20 protein-coding genes are annotated in these 22400 nt (G+C 61.3%); 15 read left to right on the top strand and 5 right to left on the bottom strand.

The features are described from left to right. Positions 1-36: 36 nt before the first annotated feature. Positions 37-2481: a sensor domain-containing protein gene (locus LG409_RS17975; RefSeq protein WP_227407335.1), complete on the bottom strand. Its 2445-nt coding sequence runs from the start codon at positions 2479-2481 to the stop codon at positions 37-39. Positions 2482-2616: 135 nt separating this feature from the next. Here LG409_RS17975 and hemC point away from each other — a divergent pair, with 135 nt between their 5' ends. From hemC to LG409_RS17995, 4 genes are read left to right on the top strand one after another with little or no spacing between them, the layout of a single operon-like run. Next, positions 2617-3561, top strand: a complete 945-nt coding sequence (hemC, locus tag LG409_RS17980) for a hydroxymethylbilane synthase (RefSeq protein ID WP_039178844.1) — start codon at positions 2617-2619, stop codon at positions 3559-3561. Then, positions 3558-4310: a uroporphyrinogen-III synthase gene (locus tag LG409_RS17985; protein ID WP_227407336.1), complete on the top strand. Its 753-nt coding sequence runs from the start codon at positions 3558-3560 to the stop codon at positions 4308-4310. Before hemC ends, LG409_RS17985 begins: the two co-directional genes overlap by 4 nt. A gap of 43 nt (positions 4311-4353) precedes the next feature. Then, entirely contained in the window at positions 4354-5742 is a 1389-nt protein-coding gene (locus tag LG409_RS17990; RefSeq protein ID WP_227407337.1) for a uroporphyrinogen-III C-methyltransferase, read from the top strand. Beyond that, positions 5739-7001: a heme biosynthesis HemY N-terminal domain-containing protein gene (locus LG409_RS17995; protein ID WP_227407338.1), complete on the top strand. Its 1263-nt coding sequence runs from the start codon at positions 5739-5741 to the stop codon at positions 6999-7001. Before LG409_RS17990 ends, LG409_RS17995 begins: the two co-directional genes overlap by 4 nt. Before the next feature lie 82 nt (positions 7002-7083). Here LG409_RS17995 and aroQ read toward each other — a convergent pair whose 3' ends face one another. Beyond that, positions 7084-7521 (bottom strand): type II 3-dehydroquinate dehydratase, encoded by a 438-nt coding sequence (gene aroQ / locus LG409_RS18000; RefSeq protein ID WP_227407339.1) that lies wholly within the window; start codon positions 7519-7521, stop codon positions 7084-7086. Positions 7522-7647: 126 nt separating this feature from the next. On the opposite strand from aroQ, the gene LG409_RS18005 reads away from it, so the two are divergent. Both LG409_RS18005 and LG409_RS18010 read left to right on the top strand, forming a co-directional pair. Next, on the top strand, positions 7648-8517 hold the full coding sequence (locus LG409_RS18005; RefSeq protein ID WP_227407340.1) for a DUF72 domain-containing protein: 870 nt from the start codon (positions 7648-7650) through the stop codon (positions 8515-8517). 153 nt (positions 8518-8670) lie between these two features. Next, positions 8671-10014, top strand: coding sequence for a sodium-dependent transporter (locus tag LG409_RS18010; RefSeq protein WP_039178859.1), 1344 nt, complete (start codon positions 8671-8673; stop codon positions 10012-10014). 94 nt (positions 10015-10108) lie between these two features. Here the strand turns inward: LG409_RS18010 and LG409_RS18015 are convergent, their stop codons facing one another. After that, the gene (locus tag LG409_RS18015) at positions 10109-10327 is read right to left on the bottom strand and encodes a PA3496 family putative envelope integrity protein (RefSeq protein WP_016915471.1); all 219 of its coding nucleotides are present in this window, start codon (positions 10325-10327) and stop codon (positions 10109-10111) included. Between the two features lie 253 nt (positions 10328-10580). Here LG409_RS18015 and hexR point away from each other — a divergent pair, with 253 nt between their 5' ends. From hexR to LG409_RS18030, 3 genes are all read left to right on the top strand, one after another. Then, complete coding sequence (gene hexR, locus LG409_RS18020) at positions 10581-11435, top strand: transcriptional regulator HexR (RefSeq protein WP_016915472.1); 855 nt, start codon at positions 10581-10583, stop codon at positions 11433-11435. Positions 11436-11524: 89 nt separating this feature from the next. Then, the gene (uvrD, locus tag LG409_RS18025) at positions 11525-13723 is read left to right on the top strand and encodes a DNA helicase II (RefSeq protein WP_227407341.1); all 2199 of its coding nucleotides are present in this window, start codon (positions 11525-11527) and stop codon (positions 13721-13723) included. A 125-nt stretch (positions 13724-13848) separates the two neighbouring features. Beyond that, positions 13849-14937, top strand: a complete 1089-nt coding sequence (locus tag LG409_RS18030) for a TRAP transporter substrate-binding protein (RefSeq protein ID WP_039178865.1) — start codon at positions 13849-13851, stop codon at positions 14935-14937. A 78-nt stretch (positions 14938-15015) separates the two neighbouring features. Here the strand turns inward: LG409_RS18030 and LG409_RS18035 are convergent, their stop codons facing one another. After that, a complete protein-coding gene (locus LG409_RS18035; protein WP_039178866.1) occupies positions 15016-15429 on the bottom strand; it encodes an acyl-CoA thioesterase in 414 nt (137 codons plus the stop codon). Positions 15430-15530: 101 nt separating this feature from the next. On the opposite strand from LG409_RS18035, the gene LG409_RS18040 reads away from it, so the two are divergent. The 6 genes from LG409_RS18040 to cysZ all read left to right on the top strand — a co-directional run bounded on the left by LG409_RS18040 (position 15531) and on the right by cysZ (position 21480). Then, positions 15531-16478: a PstS family phosphate ABC transporter substrate-binding protein gene (locus LG409_RS18040; protein ID WP_227407342.1), complete on the top strand. Its 948-nt coding sequence runs from the start codon at positions 15531-15533 to the stop codon at positions 16476-16478. Positions 16479-16573: 95 nt separating this feature from the next. Next, positions 16574-17692, top strand: coding sequence for an ABC transporter permease subunit (locus tag LG409_RS18045; RefSeq protein ID WP_081194949.1), 1119 nt, complete (start codon positions 16574-16576; stop codon positions 17690-17692). Beyond that, the gene (gene pstA / locus LG409_RS18050; protein WP_100732275.1) at positions 17692-19101 is read left to right on the top strand and encodes a phosphate ABC transporter permease PstA; all 1410 of its coding nucleotides are present in this window, start codon (positions 17692-17694) and stop codon (positions 19099-19101) included. The genes LG409_RS18045 and pstA overlap by 1 nt, the downstream gene beginning before the upstream one ends. Then, complete coding sequence (gene pstB / locus LG409_RS18055) at positions 19095-19907, top strand: phosphate ABC transporter ATP-binding protein PstB (protein ID WP_016915479.1); 813 nt, start codon at positions 19095-19097, stop codon at positions 19905-19907. The genes pstA and pstB overlap by 7 nt, the downstream gene beginning before the upstream one ends. 30 nt (positions 19908-19937) lie before the next feature. Then, positions 19938-20663: a phosphate signaling complex protein PhoU gene (phoU, locus tag LG409_RS18060; protein WP_039178877.1), complete on the top strand. Its 726-nt coding sequence runs from the start codon at positions 19938-19940 to the stop codon at positions 20661-20663. A 70-nt stretch (positions 20664-20733) separates the two neighbouring features. Next, positions 20734-21480 carry a sulfate transporter CysZ gene (cysZ, locus tag LG409_RS18065; RefSeq protein ID WP_218314051.1) on the top strand — a complete coding sequence of 249 codons (747 nt, stop codon included), beginning with the start codon at positions 20734-20736 and terminating at the stop codon, positions 21478-21480. Positions 21481-21768: 288 nt separating this feature from the next. Here cysZ and LG409_RS18070 read toward each other — a convergent pair whose 3' ends face one another. Next, complete coding sequence (locus tag LG409_RS18070) at positions 21769-22080, bottom strand: hypothetical protein (protein ID WP_039178882.1); 312 nt, start codon at positions 22078-22080, stop codon at positions 21769-21771. Positions 22081-22400: the final 320 nt, after the last annotated feature.

Here is a 22400-nt window from a genome sequence, read left to right on the forward strand (position 1 = left end):
TAGCACTCTGCTCAGTGTGCTCGGCAGCCCTCACCTTCACGGCAGTTCGGCAGGGGCATCCAGGGAGGCCAAGGGCGTGCGCAGGAAGTCTTTCAGCGCCGTCAGGCTCATCGGGCGCGCGAAGTAGTAGCCCTGAAAATGGTCGCACTGGAGCTGGCGGAGGTAGGCAAACTGCTCGGCCGTTTCCACGCCCTCGATCAGCACTTCCAGGCCAAGCTTGTCGGCCATGGTCACCACCCCCTCGACGATGGCGGCATCGCGAGTATCGTTGGCAACGTCGCGTACGAAGGAGCGATCCACCTTCAGCTTGTTGATAGGCAGGCGTTTGAGGTAGCTGAGGCTGGAGAACCCGGTGCCAAAATCATCCAGCGCAATGTGCACGCCCAGCCGCCGGATGGCCTGCAGGGCCTGAATGGTCGATTCGGCACTGTCCATCAACACCCCTTCGGTCAGCTCAAGCTCCAGCAGCGCGGGTGCCAGACCACTGTCGGCCAGCACCTGCTCCAGCGAGGTGAGAAAACCCGGGCGCTGAAACTGCATGGGCGAGACGTTGATGGCCACGGTGATTGGGGTGTCGTTCAGCGCATTGAGTTCCAGCGCATCGCGGCATGCGGTGGCCAGCACCCACTCGCTGATCGGAATGATCTGGCCCGTGTCTTCGGCCAGGCTGATGAACTGGGTAGGCGGGATATTGCCGCGCACCGGGTGATGCCAGCGAATCAGCGCTTCTACCCCCGCCACTCGCCCACGGTGATCGATCTGCGGCTGGTAATGGAGTTCGAACTGGTGCTGCTCGATGGCTTGCTGCAAGGCATGACGCAGGTTGACGCGCTCGGTCACCTTGCGGTTCAGCTCGTCAGTGTACCACTGGAAGGTGTTGCGTCCCCGTCGCTTCGCCTTGTACATGGCCAGGTCCGCCTGCTGCACTAGCTGGCGCGGCTCCTTGATGGTCCCGTCGTCGGTGGCAATACCGATGCTGGCGGTCATGCGCAGCTCGCTGCCGCGATACCAATAAGGAGCCGATACTCGGGCCAGCAGCCGCTCGACCACCTGCAGCACATCGTGCTCATGGGCAAGGTCCGGCAACAGCACGATGAATTCGTCGCCGCCAAAACGCGCCACGGTATCCCAGGGCCGCAGCTCCTCCTCCAGGCGCTTGGCCACCTCCAGGAGCATGAAGTCGCCCACTTCGTGGCCCAGGGTATCGTTGATGGGCTTGAAGTCATCGAGGTCGATGAACAGCACGGCCAGGTAACGGTGGTAGCGTTTGGCCAGCAGACACCCCTGGGCCAGCCGCTGATCCAGCAGCAGCCGGTTGGGCAGCCCCGTCAGCGCGTCGTGATTGGCGTTGTGGCTCAACTGGGCCTGATATTCACGCTGAGCGGTAATGTCGTTCTGAGCGCCGATGAAATGGGTCACCACGCCGTCGTCGTCACGCACGGGGGAAATGTACAGATCGTTCCAGAATGGCGCTCCGTTGCGACGATAGTTGCGGATCACCACGTGCACGTCCCGCTGTTCCTGAATGCCCTTGCGTAACAGCGCCAGCGTTGTCAAATCCGTCTCTTCGCCCTGCAGAAAGCGACAGTTGCGCCCCAGGGCCGTATCCCTGGAGTAACCGGTGATACGCTCGAAGGCAGCGTTCACGTAGACCATCGGCAGGTCCGGCTGCTGCGCATCGACGATCACTACGCCATTGGTGCTGGACTCCACGCTACGCTCCAGCAGGGTCAGTTGACGCTCGGTGGCCTTGCGCTGGGTAATGTCCTGAGTGGACCCCTGCACCTGGATGATCTGCCCCAGCTCATCGCGCACGGCACGCCCAATCACCCTGACCCAGCGGCGCTGATGGTGCTGGGTGACGATCTCGAGCTCTTCGTCGAAGCTCATGCCCTGTTCGCAGCAAGCCGTAAACGCCGCCCGGATGCGCTCCTGGGAACGCGCCTCGTAAAAACCCAGGGCTTCGCCCAGGGTCGGCTGATAGCCCACGGGCATACCGTGGAGGCGACACACCTCTTCTGACCAGATCGGCACCCCAGCGGCAATGTCCATGTACCAACCGCCGATATGGGCGGTTTCCCCAGCAATCCTGAACAGGCGCTGATTGCGCCGCAGCTGCTTCTCTACCGCCTTGCGCTGGGTGATATCTCGCGCAATCACATAGATCACCTGGTCACCGGTAGAGGCGGTCACCTCGATCCATACGCGACGACCATCGGCGGTCAATGCGCAGACCGCAAACGCCTCGATCTTCTCGCCACGACATAACCGCGCCAGGGCATCTTCGATGGCCGGGTGGTCTCGGGGCTCCACCACGACACCACAGGGCCTGCCCAGTAGCGCGGCAGCGTCATACCCCAGCAAGGTCTCGAAGCGTGGGTTGACGCTGAGCAGCTTGCCCGCAAAGTCGATGCAGCAGAACAAGTCCTGGGAAAGCAGGAAGAACTGGTCTAGCTTGCCTTGCGGTTCATCGACTGACATTAGGATTCCTGGCAGGGTTGGGCGCATCGCGCACGGCTCTTAAATGGACCGGTTATTTTTACTGTGTGGCCGGGTGCTTTATGATGAGAATTATCACAGTTCGACGCGCCGTGTCAGCGGCAAAGGGAGAATAACGTGTTACCCATCACGAAATTGCGCATTGCCACGCGAAAAAGCCAGTTGGCCATGTGGCAAGCCGAGTATGTTCGCGACCGCCTCATGGCGGCCCACGAAGGCCTGGAGGTCGAGCTTGTTCCGCTGTCCACCAAGGGCGACAAGATCCTCGACACACCGCTTTCCAAGATTGGCGGCAAAGGGCTGTTCGTCAAGGAGCTCGAGGATGCCATGCTGGATGGCCGCGCCGATATCGCCGTGCACTCCATGAAGGACGTGCCGATGCACTTCCCCGAGGGGCTGGGGCTGTCGGTCATTCTGGAAGGTGCCGACCCGACCGACGCTTTCGTTTCGAACCATTACGCCAGCGTCGAAGCGCTGCCGGAGGGCGCTCGCATTGGTACCGCCAGCCTGCGCCGAGGCCTGCAACTCCGGGAAGCGCGCCCCGACCTGCAGATTCTCAACCTGCGCGGTAACGTGCAGACCCGGCTGGCCAAGCTGGACGACGGCGAGTTCGAGGCCATCATCCTGGCGACCTCAGGTTTGCAGCGCCTGGGGCTGGACGCCCGAATCGCCCAAGCGCTGCCGCCGGAAGTATGCTTGCCTGCCTGCGGCCAGGGGGCGCTGGGCATCGAATGCCGCCTGCACGACCCCGACCTGATCGCGCTCCTGGCCCCGCTGGACGATCCGGACACTGCCACCCGCGTGCGCGCCGAGCGCGCCATGAATACCCGCCTGGAAGGTGGATGCCAGGTGCCCATCGCGGGCCATGCCGTACTGGACAAGGCCAATGACACGCTCTGGCTACGTGGCCTGGTGGGCAACCCGGAGGGCACCGAAGTACTGCGCGCCGAGGGGCGGGGCTCCATCCACGAACCGGAGGCACTGGGCATTCGTATCGCCGAGGAGCTGCTGGACCAAGGGGCTGGTGACATCCTGGCCGAGGTCTACGGCAGCGACGTATGACGCTACCGGTGCTGATTTGTCGCCCCGGTGACCGCGGCGACGCCCTGGCCCAGGCGCTGGGCGAGCAGGAGTGGGAGGTACTGCCCCTGGACGTCATGCGTCTGGAAGCACTGGCGGAAGATGCCGCGCAGCGTCAAATCTGGCTGGATATCGATCAGTACCATAAGATAGTAGTCGTCAGCCCCTTTGCCGCTTACTGTTTGAGTGAAGCGTTGGATCGCTACTGGCCGCAGTTGCCGACTGGCATCGATTACTACAGTGTGGGCCGCAGCACTGCCAGCGCGCTGCATGACCAGCTTGGCGTACGGGTGCGTGTTCCCTCGCCTCAGCGAGGAGAAGACACCAGCGAAGCACTCCTGTCGCTGGCCTCGCTGGCCCGACTGGACCATCAGCGGGTGCTGCTGGTCGCTGGAGAAGGGGGCCGTACCCTGCTCGCGGATACGCTGGCCGAGCGGGGCGCCTGCGTCACTCGGCTGGCCGTCTATCGTCGGCTATACCAGCCGCCCTCGGCGGCCATGCAGCAGTGTCTGGCAAACGGCCATTACCGAGCGTTAATCGTCACCAGCGGCGAACTACTTGAATATCTGGCAAAATGGTGTGGTCCAGCTGCGTTGAACCAACCGCTAATCGTTTCCAGTCACCGTTTAGCTACACTGGCCGGTAGACTGGGTTTTTGTGACCTCAAGGTGGCGTCGGGAGCAACGCCGGCTGCGCTGGTGGCCGCGTTGGATCGGTCCTGCAACCCCTAGGGTGCCGATGTCGATCAAGGAACTTAATAAGGGCTAGCGACAGATGAGCAAACAACCAACTGATCAGGAAGGCGTCAACCACGCGTCTACCGATGCATCCAAGGGCGGCACTCCTGCTGGTGACGCCTCAGCGACCGCGCCCCAAGACACGGGCCCCAACGGCTCTTCGTCTTATGCCGCCAAGAACAGCCGTTCACGGCGTCGGCATAAAAACACCAGCAACACGACAGCGGCCCCTGCGGCAAGCGCTGCGGTCGACCCCGCCAAAGAGAACGTTGCCGGCACCAAACCCACCGCCAAGCCGGCAGATGAGAAGCCTGCCAAGCATAGCGGGCCTGCTCCAGCAGGCGGCGGCGCGAAGCCCACGCCGCCGCCCACCGTCAACGGTGGCGGAAACGGCAAGGGTGGCGGCATTGCCATTGCGCTGGTGGTTATCCTGGCACTCGCCCTGGGTATCGTTGCCTGGCAAGGCTGGCAGCGCCTGGATAGCCAGCAGCAGCGCATCGACGAGCTGACCCAACAGACCCAGGACAGCGCCACACAAGCCTCGGTCAGCGACCTGGAAGCACGCTTCGAGTCTGGTGAAGCCGAACGCAGTCAGGCGCTGGACAGCACCATGGACGAACTGCGCAGCGAGCTGGACAGCTATCGCAGCGACGTCAACAGCACGCTGGATGAGGTGCTGGCCCAACTGTCACAAGAGCAGGAAACCGACGAGCGCGACTGGCTACACGCCGAAGCCGCCTACCTGCTGCGTCTGGCGAACCAACGTCTGCAGCTCGAAGGCGATGTGGATGGTGCCGCAGCCCTGCTGCGCACTGCCGATGCTCGCCTGGTCGATGCCGACAACCCGGCACTCACTTCCGTGCGCCGTGAAATCGCCAGCGAGCTGGCCGCACTGGATGCCGTGCCTCGCGTCGACCGTACCGGCATCTATCTGGCGCTCAACGCGCAGCAGGAGCGCATTTCAGGCCTGCGGCTCTCCCAGGAGATCGAAGAGCGTGCCGTGAACTCAGGGATCGAACAGCCCCCGACCGGCACCTTCCAGCGCCAGCTGGCTCGTTTCGGTGAAGAGCTGAAAGATCTGGTAGTGATTCGTCATCACGATGAAGCTCTCGAAACGCTGATCACACCGGAACAAGAGTCCTATCTGCGTCAAAGCCTGCGCCTGGTGCTGGAGCAATCGCAGCTGGCCCTGCTGCAAGAAGAGCAGGAGCTTTATGAAGCCAGCCTCGACAAGGCGCTGGAACTGCTGAATGGCTACTACGCCACCGAGCGCGAAGAGACCCAGAGCGTCATCGCGCGTCTGCAGGAACTCAAGCAAGTTCAGGTCAAGCCCGAGCTGCCGGACATCAGTGCTTCCCAGCAGGCACTGGCCAGCTTCATCGACAACCGCTTCGAGTCGCGCCGCCAGGGCGGAGGTGATGCATGAGAAAACTTATCCTGCTGATCGTTGCAGGCTTGGCGGTTGGCGCACTGTTCGGGCACCTGATGATGTCGGTGCCCGGCTACTGGCTGATTCGAGTGGGCGATACCTCGGTCCAGACGTCGTTCTGGTTCGGCCTGGTACTCTTGCTGGCAGCCTTCATCGTGCTGCACTTCGTGCTGCGCCTGCTGACCGGCATCATTCGTCCCGTGGGGCGCTTTCGCACCTGGAATAGCCGCGCCCGCAACCGCCGCGCCATGAAGCGCACCGTGCACGGGCTGGTGGCGCTCACCGAAGGCCGCTGGAAAAAGGCCGAGAAGACCTTGGTACGCGCCGCCGATGACTCCAGCACCCCGCTGGTGAACTACCTGGCAGCCGCCCTGGCAGCTCACTATCAGGGTTACCATGAGAAATCTCAGGAGCACTTGAATCAGGCGCAGCTCACCACCGACGGTGCCGACACCGCCATTGGCCTGATGCAGGCCCAGCTGATGATCGACCGCCAACAGCCCGAAGAAGCGCTGGCGATCCTCAACCGACTGGACAAGCAGCTCTCCAACCATCCTCAAGTGCTGAAACTGCTCAAGCAGGTGCATTTGAGCGTCAACGACTGGGAAGGGCTGCGTCGCCTCATTCCACGCTTGGCCGCGCAGAAGCTGATTACCCAGCAAGAGCGCGAGCAGCTGGAGTTCAAGGCCTACCGGGAGCTGATTCTGTTCGAAGCCAAGAACCCGTCCAATATCGAGCGTGTTCGCGGGCTATGGGCCGACATGCCCGACTATCTGCGGGCCAACACCGAGCTGATCGTGCTCTACACCGAAGCCCTGCTGCAATCCAACGAAGAACCGATTGCCGAGCGGCTGCTCAATCACTCCCTGGATCATCATTGGGATGCGCGCCTGGTCAAGCGCTATGGCCTGCTGAACGTCGACGCCGCGCGCCAGCTGGCCAAGGCGCAGAAATGGCTGCAAGAGCGCCCCAACGACCCGGAACTGCTGCTGGCCTGTGGCCGCCTGTCGCTGCGGGTTGGCCAGTGGGAAAAGGCGCTTGAGTATTTCGAGGCCAGCCAGCGCCAGCGCCCGAACGGTGAGGTCTGTGCCGAGCTTGCACGCCTGTACGCCAGCCTGGGCGAGCACAACAAGAGCCAGCTCTACTACCGGCACAGCGTGGACATGCTGGCCAAGTCGCTGCCTTCACTGCCACAGCCCAGCGATGCCCATGACAGCAAGCAGGGTGGCCAGAAAGCGGCACCGCGCAAGGCATGACCCTCGCAGAGTAAGTCGCTTGAACGCAACAGGGTGCCCCTCGGGGCACCCTGTTGCGTTCCAGGCGCAGCAAACAGATCGTTCACACGGCGATGATGGCGTCCAGCGCTGCCCGGTAGCCCTGTATGCCCAGCCCGGCGATCACCCCATCGGCACGCAGCGAGACATACGAGTGGTGGCGGAAGGCCTCTCGCTTGTGGACATTGGAAAGATGTACTTCGATGACCTTTCCGTCGAATGCGTTCAAGGCATCCAGAATGGCTACCGAGGTGTGCGTATAGGCGGCGGGGTTGATGATGATGGCCTGCGTACCATCCAGTCGAGCAGCATGAATGGCATCGATCAATTCGCCTTCGTGGTTGCTTTGCAGGCAGTGGATATCCCACCCCGCCATGACGGCCCGCTCGCGCAGCAGATTATTGACATCCTCCAGGGTGTCGTAGCCATAGATCTCAGGCTGCCGGCTCCCCAGCAGGTTCAGGTTTGGCCCGTGCAACACGACCACTTTGCCTTGCCCCATGACGCTCTCCGGTGATGATTTTCGCCAGCATGCCAAGCTTTGCGGTCGGGCGCCAGCCATTCGCCGGTTACACGGCATAGCGGTTACACTGATGTTTCGATGGCATGACGAAGGCCCCCTGTTGACATGATCGGCGCAACCCCCGCCCTCCCCCTCTATCTTGGCCTGCCCATGTGGGCCAATCAGGATTGGCAAGGCAGCCTCTATCCTCGCCAGGCCAAAACCGAGCTGCTCAGCGACTATGCGGCGGTGTTTTCCAGCGTGGAGGGCAACACGACGTTTTACAGTGGCACGCCCAAATCGGAGATCATCGCCGCCTGGGCGCGCCAGGCGCCGCCGCGTTTTCGCTTCTGCTTCAAGCTGCCAGGCCACATTACCCACGACCAGCGCCTGACCCAACCTGGGGATGCCTGGGCGTTTCTGGACGCGCTGACGCCCCTGCACGACCGACTAGGCCCTACCATGGTGCAGCTACCCAGAGACTTTGGCCCTGCCGAACTCCCCAAACTGGAAGCCCTGCTCGCCCAATGGCCAGCGCACTTGCCCTGTGCGGTAGAGGTTCGCCACCCTGTTTTTTTCCACAAAGGTGAGGCAGAGAGGGCCTTGAACCGCCTGTTGATAACTTATTCGGCCAACCGAGTCATGCTGGATGTGCGCCCGGTCTTCTCTACGCCGCATGAAGGGCACGCTGGGCTGGCCCACGCCCAGCAGGAGAAGCCGAAACTCCCGCTACACGTGCTTTCCACTGGTCAACAACCCATCATTCGCTTCATTGGACATATTGACAAAGCGATCAACACACGCTACTTCGCCCCTTGGATAGAACAGCTCAGCCTGTGGATAAAACAGGGGAAAACCCCTTTTTTATTTGTGCATACCGCAGACAACCGTGAGTCTCCCCAGATGGCTCGCCATCTCTATCGCCTGGTGCAGGCCAAGGTCGCTTTGGCAGACCTGGCACCTTTCGCCGATGAAAAGCAGAGCCAGCTGTTTTAAGCCGCCTTTTTAGGCTGGCTCACTGGCAAGCCTACCCTTGATCGGATAAATTGCGCGTTCTTTCGGAAAAGCACGCTGGCAATCTCTTTTTTCCGAACATCGGCGCAATCTGCCGATATCGACCCATTACAATCGAACTGAAACAGGTGATTTATGGCAAAACTTGCGCATGCACAGTGGTCATCTCGCATGGGCTTTGTGCTGGCCGCGGCGGGCTCCGCCGTTGGCCTGGGCAATATCTGGCGTTTCTCGTACATGGTGGGTGACAGCGGTGGCGCCGCCTTCGTACTGGTCTATTTGGCCTGTGTAGCACTGGTCGGCCTGCCCATTCTGGTCGCCGAGTGGATGATTGGCCGTCGCGGCCAGAAGAACCCCATCAACACCATGGCCGAACTGGCCGCCAACCACGGCCGCTCGAAAGCGTGGGCGCTGGTGGGGGTCAGCGGCGTCTTGGCTGCCTTTCTGATTCTCTCGTTCTACAGCGTCATCGGCGGCTGGTCGTTGAACTATACGCTGGGCTCGGTGCTCGGTAGCTTCAACGGTCTGGATGCCGACAGCATTGGCGACATCTTCAGCGGCATGCTGGGCAGCCCCTCGGCCCTGCTGCTGTGGCATACGGCGTTCATGGTATTGGTCGTCGGTATCGTGGCACGCGGGGTCACCAAAGGCCTGGAAAGCGCAGCGCGCACCATGATGCCTGCTCTGGTGGTGTTGATGCTGGTGCTGGTGGGATACGGCATGGCCAGCGGCTACTTTGGTGAAGCCCTGAGCTTCATGTTCAGCCCTGACTGGGATGCTCTCGATGGCGGTGTCGTACTGGCGGCCATGGGCCAAGCATTCTTCACGCTGTCGCTGGGCATGGGGATCATGATGGCCTACGGCTCGTATCTGGGCGAAGACGTCAACCTGATCAGCACCGCACGGACGGTCATCCTGCTGGATACCGCCATCGCCCTGCTGGCGGGCCTGGCCATCTTCCCCATCGTCTTTGCCAACGGCCTGAGTGCCGGCGAAGGCCCCGGCCTGATCTTTGTCACCCTGCCCCTGGCGTTTGGCAACATGACCGGCGGCACCATTCTGGGCCTGATGTTCTTCCTGCTGCTGACCTTTGCCGCCCTGACGTCGGCCATTTCACTGCTGGAACCGGTGGTGGAAACTCTCGAAGAGCGCACGTCGATGTCACGTATCGTGGCCACACTGGTCAGCGGCGTGGCGGTATGGGCACTGGGTGTCGCGGCGCTGCTGTCGTTCAACGTATGGGCAGACGTGCTGTTCTTTGGGCTGAACATCTTCGACCTGCTGGATACCTTCACCAGCAAGATCCTGCTGCCATTGACCGGCCTGGGTGCGATCGTGTTCTTCGCCTTCTGCCTGGATAAAGAAGAAGCGCGCAAGGAGCTGAGGCTGGATGTCTACGACTACAGCCTGTGGAACCTGCTGGCCAAATACGTCGCCCCCATCGGGGTAACGGTGGTTTTCCTGGCAGGCCTGTTCTGACTCGTCGCTGGGTCGGCAAGCTTACCCAATAGAGAAGGCGTTACCGTGGCGTAACGCTTTCTCGCCTTCCTTCACCAGCCTCTTCTTCGGCTGGCTAGTGCAGTTCGCTCTCTTGCGGGTCGTCATCGTCTGGCAAGGGAGCGATATCCCGTGACAGCTTCTGGAATTCCCGGTGCAGCTCGATGCCCCGACGCGCTCTCAGGCTACGTTGGGCGGCGCTGCGCCGACGTTGGGCATGCTCATCGACCTCCATACTCATGAATATGTCGAGCAATTCGCTTTTTACCGAGGTCATTCGTTCGACGTTTCTCATAATCGACGCTCCTCCAGGTGAGTTGCCTACGTCCACCTGCATCCGTGACGACTGATTTTTAAATGATGCAGTGCGGCACGTCACTTCTTACTATAACCTACTTGACAAAATGATGACGATTCTTGAAGAAATGGGTTAACGCCTTTTAAACGGCAGTACTCTTGTGAAGGACGCTGCCCCCGATGCAACACTCAGGCATACTGTGGCCTCTTTATGGCCGCACAAGCACGATCAAGAATTTAAGGAGCTGAACGTGAGCCGCGCCCTGTTCGATGAAATGAGACGCCGCATGGAGCATTTCCGTCGCTCCGAACAAAAGGTCGCGCGGTTCGTGCTGCGCAACCCCGATGAAGTCATTCATATGCGCATCGTGGACCTGGCCACCGAAGCAAAGGTGAGCGAGCCTACGGTGGTGCGCTTCTGCCGTGCGCTGGGCTGCAACGGCTTTCAGGATTTCAAGCTGCAGCTGGCCCAGATGCTGGCCAGCGGAAGCCAGTTCGCGCAGTTCTCGATGAACGACAGCGACTCGGTGGCCGAATTCTCCCACAGCATTTTCGACTCCACCGTGGGCACGCTGCTGTCGGTGCGCGACCGGCTCGATAACGATGCGCTGGGCAAGGCCGTCAATGCACTGGCCATGGCCAATCGCGTCGAGTTCTACGGCTTTGGCGCCTCCGGCGCGGTGGCCTTCGATGCCCAGCACAAGTTTTTCCGCCTGCAGATCTCGACCTCTGCCTACGCCGACCCGCATATGCAGAACATGTCGGCGGTGACCCTGCAGGAGGGCGACGTGGTGGTCGCCATCTCGCAGACAGGCCGTACCCGGGCGCTGGTGGCCAGCGTTCGCCTGGCCCGCGAAGCAGGCGCTACAGTGATCGGCCTGTGTCCCAGCGAATCGCCGCTGGCCCAGGAGGTGAGCCTGCCGCTGTTCATCGACGTGCACGAAGACACCGAGATCTACACCCCGCTCAGCTCGCGTATTGCCCACCTGGTGCTGATCGACGTGCTGGCGGTGGGCGTGGCCAAGACCCGGGGCCCCAAACTGGCCGAGCAGCTGAAAGCGGTGAAGAAGAGCCTGACCACGCTGCGTTACCCGGAAGAGTCCTGAGCCAGCGTCCTGAAGACACGCTGTATGCACAGCCAGTGTGCTGGCTGTGCTAGACTGGTCGCCCCTTTTTTGAACCGGCAGCGGCTTATATGGACGACGTCACGGCGATACTCGATCATCTCAACCCGGCCCAGCGGGAAGCCGTCAGTGCGCCCCAGGGCAACCTTCTGGTACTGGCCGGTGCCGGTTCCGGCAAAACGCGTGTACTGGTCCACCGCATTGCCTGGCTGATGCAGGCCGAAGGGCTTTCCCCTTATGCCCTGCTGGCCGTCACGTTTACCAACAAGGCCGCCCGCGAGATGCGCACGCGTCTGGAAGCCTTGCTGGGCATCTCCATGCGCCATGTCTGGGTGGGTACCTTTCACTCGATCTCGCACCGGCTGCTGCGCACCCATTGGCAGGATGCCCGCCTGCCCCAGCACTTTCAGATCATCGACTCCGATGACCAGCTGCGGCTGATCAAGCGGCTGCTGAAAGACTACTCGATTGACGATGAGCGCTTCCCGCCACGCCAGGTGCAGGGGTTCATTTCTGGTTGCAAGGAAGAGGGCCTGCGACCCCATCAGGTGAACGTCAATGGCGATGCGTACCTCGCCCAGATGGTCGAGCTCTACGAGCGCTACCAGTTCACCTGCGAGCGAGGCGGGCTGGTGGATTTCGGTGAGCTGCTGCTGCGCAGCCTGGAGCTGTTGCGCGACAACCCGCCGCTGCTGAACCACTATCGCGAGCGCTTTGGCCATGTGCTGGTGGACGAGTTTCAGGATACCAACACCCTTCAGTACGCCTGGCTCAAACTGCTCACCGGCCAGCAGACCCCGATGACCGCCGTGGGCGATGACGACCAGTCCATTTACGGCTGGCGGGGCGCCAAGGTCGAGAACATTCGCCGCTTCGAAGAAGAGTTTCCCAACACCCATACCGTGCGCCTGGAGCAGAACTACCGCTCCACCAGCGCGATTCTGGAAGCGGCCAATACGCTGATCAGCCACAACAGCGAGCGTCTCGGCAAGAACCTCTGGACCGATGGCGCCGAAGGCGAGCCTATCTCGGTGTATGCGGGGTTCAACGACCTCGAGGAAGCCCGCTATATCGTCGATACCATCAAGGAGAAGGTCAACGAAGGCTTCAACCGCCGGGACGTGGCCATCCTCTACCGCTCCAACGCCCAGTCGCGCCTGCTGGAAGAGACACTGATTCGCCAAGGCATGCCCTATCGTATCTACGGCGGCCACCGCTTTTATGAGCGGCTGGAAATCAAGAACGCCCTGGCCTACCTGCGCTTGCTGCTCAACCGTGATGACGATGCCTCCCTGGAGCGCGTCATCAACGTGCCCACCCGTGGCATCGGCACGCGCACCGTGGAAATCGTCCGCCATCACGCCCGTGAGCAGAGCGTGTCGCTGTGGCAAGCGCTGCACGACACCCTTCAGGATGGCACCTTGAGAGGCCGTGCAGGCAACGCCGTACAGGCCTTTACCAACCTGATCGAGCAGCTGGACAACGACACGTCCGGGCTGCCGCTCCACGAGATCATCGACCACGTCACGGCGCGCACCGGGCTGATCGAACACCATCAAAGCGAGCGCGGTGAAAAAGGCCAGGCTCGGGTCGAGAACCTGGAAGAGCTGGTCAACGCAGCCCGGGCCTTTACCCATGGCGATGCCTTCGAGACCCCGGAAGCCGGAGAAGGCATGGCCGCGCTGGAAGCCTTCCTTTCGGAAGCCGCCCTCAACGCAGGCGACCATGAAGCCGAGGAGTTCGAAGACAGCGTGCAGCTGATGACCCTGCACTCGGCCAAGGGGCTGGAGTTCCCGGTGGTGTTCATTGCCGGGGTGGAAGAGGGGCTGTTTCCCCACAAGATGTCCGTGGAGGAGCCAGGCCGCCTGGAGGAGGAGCGCCGCCTGTGCTACGTGGGCGTGACGCGCGCCATGCAGAAGCTCTACCTGACCCACGCCGAGACTCGCCGCCTGCACGGCAAAGAGGTGTTTCCCCGCCCCTCCCGGTTTCTCCGTGAGCTGCCGCCTCATCTGCTGGAAGAAGTGCGTCTGCGCGGCCATGTCTCGCGCCCCGTGACCGCGTCACGGCCCAGCTTTGCCCAATCCAGCATCGAAAGCGACGGCGACCTGCCCGCCCTGCATGTCGGCCAGCGGGTGGGCCACCCGGTGTTCGGCGAAGGCATCATTCTGAACGCCGAAGGCGAAGGCGCTCGGGCGCGGGTTCAGGTGAGCTTTGACGGCGAAGGCGTGAAGTGGCTGGTACTCGGGTTTGCCAAGCTCACTCCCATGTAACCCGTTGACCCGCCAGCAGGACTGGGTACTTGCCCAATAAAACCTGCTTGGCGCATACTGGCAGGCGGACACTGCGCTCACTGCGCTTATAAAAAACATCCAATAATTTCGGAGTCATGCCCGCCATGCAACGCCGTCAATTCCTGAAAACCGCCGGCCTGGGTGCCGCCGGTGTCGCTGCTGCACCGTTCGTATCGACTGCCAGCGCCAATGAAACCTATACCTGGGACATGGTGACTTCATGGCCCAAGAATTTCCCGGCTCTGGGCACCGGCGCCAATGACTTTGCTCGCCGTGTGGAAGAGCTTTCCAACGGCCGTATGCGTATTCGGGTCCATGGCGCGGGCGAGCTGGTGCCTGCGCTGGAAGTCTTCGATGCCGTCGCCGCCGGCACCGCCGAGATGGGCCACTCCGCCTCTTACTACTGGCGTGGCAAAGTGGCCGCCGCCCAGTTCTTCACGGCGGTGCCGTTTGGCATGAACACCACCGAAATGAATGCCTGGTTGTACCATGGCGGTGGCCAGGAGCTGTGGGACGAGATCTACGCCAACCACAACCTCAAGCCCTTTGCCGTCGGCAACACCGGCACTCAGATGGCGGGCTGGTTCAAGAAAGAGATCAATTCGCTGGCCGACATGCAGGGCATTCGCCTGCGCCTGCCAGGCCTGGCCGGTGAAGCCATGAACGGTATCGGTGTCACCACCGTGAACATGCCGGGCTCCGAAATCTTCACTTCGCTGCAAACCGGTGTTCTGGATGCCGCCGACTGGGTAGGCCCCTACAACGACATGGCCTTCGGCCTGCATCAGGTGGCCGACTACTACTACACGTCGGTATGGAACGAGCCCACGGCGGTACTGGAAGGCACCGTCAACCTGGACGCCTGGAATGCCCTGCCGGAAGACCTGCAGGACGTGATTCGCGAAGCGGCACGTGCGTCCAACCTGGCCATGATCAGCGAGTTCGCCTACCGCAACGCCCAGGCGCTCGAGACGCTGGTCGACGAGCACGGCGTGCAGCTGCGCACCTTCCCGGATGACGTCATGGCCGCGCTGTACGAGTCCTCCAAAGAAGCCATTCAGCGCCAGGTCGATGGCGATGAAGAGTCGCGTCGCGTGTGGGAATCCTACTCGGCCTTCCAGAGCGTGCTGCGCCCCTTCAGTGACGTAGGCGAGTATGCCTACCTGAAGAGCCGCGACAGCGTGGGTGCCTGATCACCTTCGACTCAAAAGGGCGCCTCGGCGCCCTTTTTGTTATGACGACTTTGTTATGACGACGGTGTCATGGCCACATCAGCTGTGAACCGCTCTGATCCGACCATTGTCATCCAGCGCCACCATGACGAAACGCGCTTCGGTGACCTTCTGGCGCTCTTCGATGTGTCGGCCATGGGGAGGACGCACCCAGACCTCCACGTCGATACGGATCGAGCTATGGCCAATATCCTGTACCTGGGTGTATACACTGACCATGGAGCCCACGCGCACCGGGCTTAGAAAATCCATGGCTTCGATGGCGACCGTGGCAGTGCGCCCACCCGCCTCTCGGCCAGCGGCCAGTTCGGCGGCCTGGTCCATATGATTCACCAGCCAGCCGCCGGGAATGTCCCCGTAGAGGTTGGTATCCTGACGAGAAGCCAGTAATTTTAACGTGAGCTGCCCTTTAGGGGCGGGAGCATCGTCCACATCGGAATCCAGTGGTGTCATGGGGTCGTCGCTTTGCAAGGTTATTGTTGTGGTCGGGCTTAGCGCCTGTTGCTGCACTGCAATAACAGGCTAGCACCAGTTAATCACAAGAGGAATAGCGTTTGAAGAGCGACAGTGTACAGCGATGGAGACCTTACCGCCTACTGCTGGCAAGCTGGCTATGCTGCTGCAGCGCCTTTGCCTGGGCGCAGCCAGCGCCCATCAGCGGCACGCTGGGCACCGTGGGCTCGGACACCATGGCCGGGCTGATGCTGCGCTGGGGTGAAGCCTTGAATGCGCGCTACCCCGATATCACTCTGCAATTTCAGGCGGGGGGGTCGGCCAGCGCCCCCACGGCCCTGGTGGCAGGCACCACCCGCATCGGGCCCATGTCGCGGGCCATGACCGAACGCGAGCGCCAGCAGTTCATCCAGCGTTATGGCTACCCGCCGCTGCAACTCAGCGTCGCCCGCGATGCCCTGGTGCTGGTGGTACATCGCCATAACCCGCTGGAAGCCCTGTCACTGGCGCAGGTAGATGCCATCTTCTCTACCACCCTCGCCTGCGGTGCCGATGCGCCCCTGCAGCGGTGGGAAGCGCTGTTGCCCGCCACGGATTGGCCTTACGGGCACATTGCCCTGCATGGCAGAACCCTGGCCTCCGGCACCCAAGGGCTGTTCCAGCAGCGCGCCTTGTGCGGCGGGCAGTTTCGCCGCGATATCAGCGAACATCCCGGTGCGGCAGCGGTGATTGCCGCCGTGGGGGAGTCGCCCAACGCCATGGGCTATGCCGGATACAACCACCTGACGCCCATGGTGCGCGCCGTGGCGCTGGCCGATGAGCAAGGCAACCTGGTAGAGCCCAGCGTGGCGAACATTCAAAAGGCCACTTATCCACTCTCCAGAACGCTGTATCTCTACGTCAACTTGCCCCCCGGCGAAGCACTCCCGGCGGCCGAGCAAGCCTTTCTGGAGCTGGTCTTTTCAGCCGAAGGGCAGCAGATCGTGCAGGCGGCAGGCTTCGTGGCGCTTCCCGACCACCTGCGCAGCAGCCAAGCGTTGGATGAATAAACTGTCATCCAATTGTCACAAACAGGGCGTAGGGTAAGCTATTCTGGCCACAAACCCTTATTTTCATCACGGCACCTGCTTCGTATGATGTCGATATGACTCCTCCTCGGCTACCTGCTTCGCGTCAGCCGCTACGTTTGCTTCACGACCGTATTGCCACCGGACTGATTACGGCTGGCGGCATTGCTGTTTTGCTGGCGATCCTCGCCATTGGCGTCTTTCTGGTGTGGGAAGCGCTGCCGCTGCTTGGTTTTGGCGAAGCGCTCTCCCTGGCCACGCTGTCGCCGCTCGCCTGGGGCACCCTCAAAGCTGCCCTGGCGGCCATGCTGTTTGCCACGCCCATTGCGCTAGGGGCCGCCATGTATTCGGCGCTGTTCATGTCGTCACGCCTGCGCAGCCGCATCAAGCCCGTGATGGAGTTGATGGAAGCAATACCCGGCGTGGTGATTGGCTTCATTGCCGGACTGCTGCTGGCCCCGTGGGTAGAGCGTCATTTGGCCAGCACCCTGCTCGTACTGGCCTGGCTGCCGCTGAGCGCAGCGCTGGCAGGTGCCCTTTGGCATATGGCCAGCAGCCGTTGGCGCCAGCGGCTGCCGCTGTCGTCGGCGGCACTGTGGCTGATACCGTGGCTCGCCTGCATGACCGCCCTGGCCCTGTGGGCGGCACCGCTCGCCGAAACCCACTGGCTGGGGGGCGACTTGCGTCTGTGGCTGGAGCAGCGCCACGGCATCGACTACGCCACTCGCAACGCCCTGATCGTCGGCATCGCCATGGGCTTTGCGATTATTCCCAGTATCTACTCGCTGGCCGATGACGCCCTGGCCGACGTGCCATCCACCTTGATGGAGGGCGCCCAGGCGTTGGGCGCCAGCCGCTGGCAAGCGCTGTGGAAAGTCGCCCTGCCCACCGCAGGCCCTGGCGTGTTTTCGGCGGTGATGATTGGCGCAGGCCGCGCCGTGGGCGAAACCATGATCGTGCTGATGGCCAGCGGCAACACCGCACTGTTCAGCGCCAGCCCCTTTGAGGGGCTACGTTCACTGTCGGCGTCGATTGCCATCGAGCTGCCGGAGGCCTCCCCCGGCGGCATGACCTATCACCTGCTGATTCTGGCGGCGCTGGCGCTGTTCATCTTCACCTTCTCGGTCAATACGCTGGCCGAAGTCGTGCGCCAGCGCCTGCGTCGGCGTTACCAGCGGCTGGGAGGCGCACGCTGATGGGCTGGCGAGCGCTGAGCTTTCGCCTGAACACGGCGGGCAACCGGCTGTGGCCCTGGCTATGTGCGGGTAGCGTGGCCCTTTCGCTGCTCATGCTCGGCGCTTTGCTGGTACTGCTGACCACCAAAGGGTTAGGTCACTTCTGGCCCGCCGAGCTGGAGGAGGTCACCCTGCACAGCGGCGAAACGGTGATCGGCCAGCCGGTGCGCGAGGTGCCGCTACCCCATGCCCAGGGCATGGAGCGGCTCTATTTTACCGGCAACCGCGACCTCACGGGTGCCAGCTGGCGCTGGCTGGCCGTCGATCAAATCGCCCAGGTCACCACACCCGCTGAGCTGATACGCCTGGAGCGTACCCCGTGGGGCGACTTTCTTGGCCGCCTGGATGCCGTCGAAAACGAAGGCCAGCGGCTTGAAGGGCAGGCGGCCATGGAGTTCGTGCGCCAAGCCCTGATGCTGCCGCCAAACCAGCGCCCCGACGCCCAGCTGTTGCTGGAAGCCAATGGCAGGGTACAGCCTCAGCCGTTGGCGGGGATCACCCACCTGCAAACTCCCAACGCCATGGCCTGGCACCAAAAGGTGGCAGCCTGGGGCGGGCGCGTGTGGCAGTTCCTCAGTGAGGGGCCGCGTGCGGCCAATACCGGGGGCGGCGTATGGCCGGCCATTTTCGGTACGCTGCTGATGGTGATTCTCATGTCCGTGATCGTCACCCCCTTTGGCGTGCTGGCAGCCATTTACCTCAACGAAATTGCCCACCAGAACCGCCTGACCCATCTGGTGCGTATCGGGGTCCGTAACCTCGCTGGCGTGCCCTCCATCGTATATGGCGTGTTTGGGCTGGGGGTGTTCGTGTACGGCATCGGCGGTTCCATCGACAGCTGGTTCTTCGAAGACGAACTGCCATCACCGACCTTTGGTACCGGCGGGCTGCTGTGGGCATCGCTGACCCTGGCACTGCTGACCCTGCCAGTGGTGATCGTGGCCACGGAAGAGGGCCTGGCACGCATTCCCGATGCCCAACGTGAAGGGGCCGTGGCGCTGGGGGCGACCCGCCTGGAGATGCTCACGCGCATCGTGCTGCCCATGGCCATGCCCGCCATGCTGACCGGGGTGATTCTGGCCGTGGCGCGGGCCGCTGGCGAAGTGGCCCCGTTGATGCTGGTGGGCGTCGCCAAGCTGGCTCCGCAGATGCCCCTGGACGGCGAGTTTCCCTACCTGCACCTCGAACGCAAGTTCATGCACCTCGGCTATCATCTATTTGATACGGCCTTCCACGGTGAAGACGTACAGGCCGCGATCCCCCTGGTGTTTGCCACCGCGCTCCTGCTGGTGCTGATTGTGCTGGTGCTTAATCTAACTGCCATATTTCTGCGTCATTATCTGAGGCGTCAACGAGGAAACGAATGCTAGCGTTATCGTCCGCCAACACTGCTCAACCGCCGGTGACGCGCTTCTCAGCCGACGCCCGGTGCCTGAGCATCCACCAGTTCAACCTCGCTTATGCGGGGAAACCGGCGTTGCGTGACCTGACGCTCGACGTACCTCGTCACCGGGTGACCGCGTTCATCGGCCCCTCGGGCTGCGGAAAGTCCACGCTGCTACGGGCAATCAATCGGCTTCACGATTTGAACGAGTCCGTAACCCACGATGGCCATATCTACCTGGAAGAGCAGGACATTCATGCGCCACGCATGAACGTGACCGAACTCAGACGGCGGGTAGGGATGGTGTTTCAGACGCCCAACCCGTTCCCGATGTCGATCTACGAAAACGTGGCCTTTGGCCTGCGCCTGCAAGGGCGCCTGCCCAAACGCAAACGCGACGACATCATCGAGTGGGCGCTGACATCGGCCGCTCTGTGGGATGAGGTCAAGGACCGCCTGCACCGTTCGGCCTGGCAGCTCTCCGGCGGGCAACAGCAGCGCCTGGTGATTGCCCGGACGCTGGCCGTTCAGCCGGATGTCCTGCTGCTGGACGAGCCCGCCTCGGCCCTCGACCCTATTTCGACCCTCAAGATCGAGGAGTTGATACGCAACCTGAAGTCCCAGCTCACCCTGGTGCTGGTGACTCACAATATGCAGCAGGCCGCGCGGGTTTCCGACTACACGGCCTTTTTGCAAAACGGTGAACTGATCGAATATGGGCCCACGGATCAAGTGTTCACCAACCCGCGTCTACAACGCACCGAAAACTACATTACCGGCCGCATGACCTAGGCCCCATCGACGATACGTCAGGAGTGCTCAATGGATATCACGAGCGAGACACACAGCCAACACATCTCTCGCCAGTTCAATCAGGAGCTGGAAGAGCTGAAGACCCACCTGATGGCCATGGGCGGTCTGGTGGAAAAGCAGGTGCAGGATGCGGTGCACGCCCTGCTGGAGGGCGACAGCCGCCTGGCGGAAAAAGTGCGCGACAACGACCGTCAGGTCAACGACCTGCAGCTGCAAATCGACGACGAATGCACCCGGGTGCTGGCTCGCCGTCAGCCGGCGGCATCGGACCTGCGGCTGGTGCTGGCGGTCATCCGTGCCACCTCGGACCTGGAGCGAATCGGCGACGAAGCCAGCAAGATTGCCCGCAACGCGCTGTTGTTAAGTGAAAATAGCGGTGGCATTCGCGGTCTGGTAGAAGTTCGCCATATCAGCGAGCACGTGCGCAAGATGCTGCGTGACGCCTTGACCGCCTTCGCCCGCTTCGATACCGAGCTGGCCATGCAGGTCGTTCGCGAAGACGAATCGGTAGACGACGAGTACGGCAGCGCCATGCGCTCGCTGATGACCTTCATGATGGAAGACTCGCGCTCCATCAGTTCGGTGCTGAGCATCATGTGGGTACTGCGCGCCCTGGAACGGGTGGGCGACCACGCCAACAACCTGGCGGAATACGTGGTGTACCTGGTGAAAGGCCTGGATATTCGCCACAGCGATCCCAGTACCCTGGAACAGAAGGTCATGAAAAAATCTTGACCTGCCCGCCAAACCCTCCTGCAATACGCCCAGATAATCATCTGGGCGTTTTTTTAGGGAGTAATGTCGCGTGAATGCACTCAACGCGTTGGGTCAAGGCACCCGCCTGGTGTATCAGCCCGGGCTAAGGCGCTATGTCTTTCTACCCATTCTGGTCAATCTGCTCGTGTATACGGGTATGGTTTACGTGGTCTTCACACGCTTTTCGGGCTGGCTGGAGAGCAGCATGGCCATGGTGCCAGGCTGGCTGGAGTGGTTGTCGTGGCTCATCTGGCCGCTATTCTTCATCAGCTTGCTGGTGGTGATCTTTTTTAGCTTCACCCTGGTGACTCACCTGATCGCAGCGCCTTTCTATGGGTTTCTGGCGGCTCAGGTAGAGCGCCAGGCCACCGGGCGTGAGCCTCTGGATGACCGAGGGCTGGCCAAAACGGCGCTGGACGCCGTGGGTCGAGAGCTGGTCAAGCTGAGCTATATCCTGCCGCGCATGGCCGTGCTGTTCCTGTTCAGCTGGATTCCCGGCTTGAACGTCTTCGCGCCTCCCTTATGGGCGCTCTTTTCTGCCTGGGTCATGGCCATTACCTATCTGGATTACCCGATGGATAACAACAAAGTGTCGTTCAAGGACATGCGCAGCAGGCTTTCACGGCGCTGGTGGCCGAGCATGACATATGGCGGGCTGGTCATGCTCATCACCTGGATCCCCTTGGCCAACCTGTTCCTGATTCCAGGCGCCGTCGCAGGCGCAGTCCTCATGTGGGACCGCCACTATCGTGGCACACCGGACACGCGGGATAAGGCGGCAGGCTCGGCGCTCTGAATCAGAGCCACTCATCAAAGGGTCATCAAAGGGCCGCCCATATAGCAGGCACAAAAAATTAGACCCCGCTAGGCGGGGTCTCGACCACTCTTACTTGTGAACGATACTGACTGCTGGCTTCCTATCCGTTTGCGGGACTCCAACCTTGGAATTTACCCTGACCAGTGTCTTGACCGTTTTCTGATTCATCCGTGAATCGATGAGCATCCTTGCTATGGGACATCCTTGCCCCTTATTTGCTCAATCCTAAGCGTAAGAGTTTTTTTCAGCTTTGCAAAGAATTGTTACTTAGCTGCCGCTGTTTTCTTCAACTACGTCTTCTGGGGTGTACTCGGCACCACCACTCATGTTGGTGGAGTCCGGCTCATCCACGACGTCGGGGCCTTGTGTGCCGTGATCCGTCGTCAGGTCTTCGGTGTCATAGCTGCCGGGCTCGGCCGTGCCAGACTGTGTGTTCATGGGCTCATCTTCGACGGTTACATCCTGATTCTGGTCGATGGATGAGTGATCCGTGGTGTCTGCAAAAGCCAGTGGGCTTGCCATCAGGCCGAAAGAAACACCTAAAATACCAGCTTTCTTGAGTAGTTCCTTGGACATCATATTCCGCCTCCTCGATCGCTGTTGATACCGCATAGTTAAGGAAGAGTGACTTCATGTCTTACCAGTTCCTGCGGTAATCTTCCTTGCCTAGAATATTGCATACGTTGTGCCACGCATGCCAAAAAATAAAAAAATTATTTATTATCAATAATTTAAAAAAACAAGGATGGTATAAAGCATGGGCTCAGGGGGGCATGACCACCCCTTTGAAGTGGTTAAAAATGACACATGAGTGATGTGTGACCAGAGTTCTATGCCAATATGGCACACTTATACAGAGATTGTGCAGAAAGGGGATAAGGAGGAACGCAAAGCGACAT

It is taken from the genome of Halomonas sp. NyZ770, from assembly GCF_020616575.1.
GTDB classification, from domain to species: Bacteria; Pseudomonadota; Gammaproteobacteria; order Pseudomonadales; family Halomonadaceae; genus Vreelandella; species Vreelandella hamiltonii.

Bases quoted from the DNA above. Each gene is read 5' to 3' on its own strand.
- LG409_RS17975 (WP_227407335.1), bottom strand. From the start codon at position 2,481: ATGTCAGTCGATGAACCGCAAGGCAAGCTAGACCAGTTCTTCCTGCTT.
- LG409_RS17985 (WP_227407336.1), top strand. From the start codon at position 3,558: ATGACGCTACCGGTGCTGATTTGTCGCCCCGGTGACCGCGGCGACGCC.
- LG409_RS17990 (WP_227407337.1), top strand. From the start codon at position 4,354: ATGAGCAAACAACCAACTGATCAGGAAGGCGTCAACCACGCGTCTACC.
- LG409_RS17995 (WP_227407338.1), top strand. From the start codon at position 5,739: ATGAGAAAACTTATCCTGCTGATCGTTGCAGGCTTGGCGGTTGGCGCA.
- aroQ (WP_227407339.1), bottom strand. From the start codon at position 7,521: ATGGGGCAAGGCAAAGTGGTCGTGTTGCACGGGCCAAACCTGAACCTG.
- LG409_RS18005 (WP_227407340.1), top strand. From the start codon at position 7,648: ATGATCGGCGCAACCCCCGCCCTCCCCCTCTATCTTGGCCTGCCCATG.
- LG409_RS18010 (WP_039178859.1), top strand. From the start codon at position 8,671: ATGGCAAAACTTGCGCATGCACAGTGGTCATCTCGCATGGGCTTTGTG.
- LG409_RS18015 (WP_016915471.1), bottom strand. From the start codon at position 10,327: ATGAGAAACGTCGAACGAATGACCTCGGTAAAAAGCGAATTGCTCGAC.
- uvrD (WP_227407341.1), top strand. From the start codon at position 11,525: ATGGACGACGTCACGGCGATACTCGATCATCTCAACCCGGCCCAGCGG.
- LG409_RS18030 (WP_039178865.1), top strand. From the start codon at position 13,849: ATGCAACGCCGTCAATTCCTGAAAACCGCCGGCCTGGGTGCCGCCGGT.
- LG409_RS18035 (WP_039178866.1), bottom strand. From the start codon at position 15,429: ATGACACCACTGGATTCCGATGTGGACGATGCTCCCGCCCCTAAAGGG.
- LG409_RS18045 (WP_081194949.1), top strand. From the start codon at position 16,574: ATGACTCCTCCTCGGCTACCTGCTTCGCGTCAGCCGCTACGTTTGCTT.
- pstA (WP_100732275.1), top strand. From the start codon at position 17,692: ATGGGCTGGCGAGCGCTGAGCTTTCGCCTGAACACGGCGGGCAACCGG.
- pstB (WP_016915479.1), top strand. From the start codon at position 19,095: ATGCTAGCGTTATCGTCCGCCAACACTGCTCAACCGCCGGTGACGCGC.
- phoU (WP_039178877.1), top strand. From the start codon at position 19,938: ATGGATATCACGAGCGAGACACACAGCCAACACATCTCTCGCCAGTTC.
- LG409_RS18070 (WP_039178882.1), bottom strand. From the start codon at position 22,080: ATGATGTCCAAGGAACTACTCAAGAAAGCTGGTATTTTAGGTGTTTCT.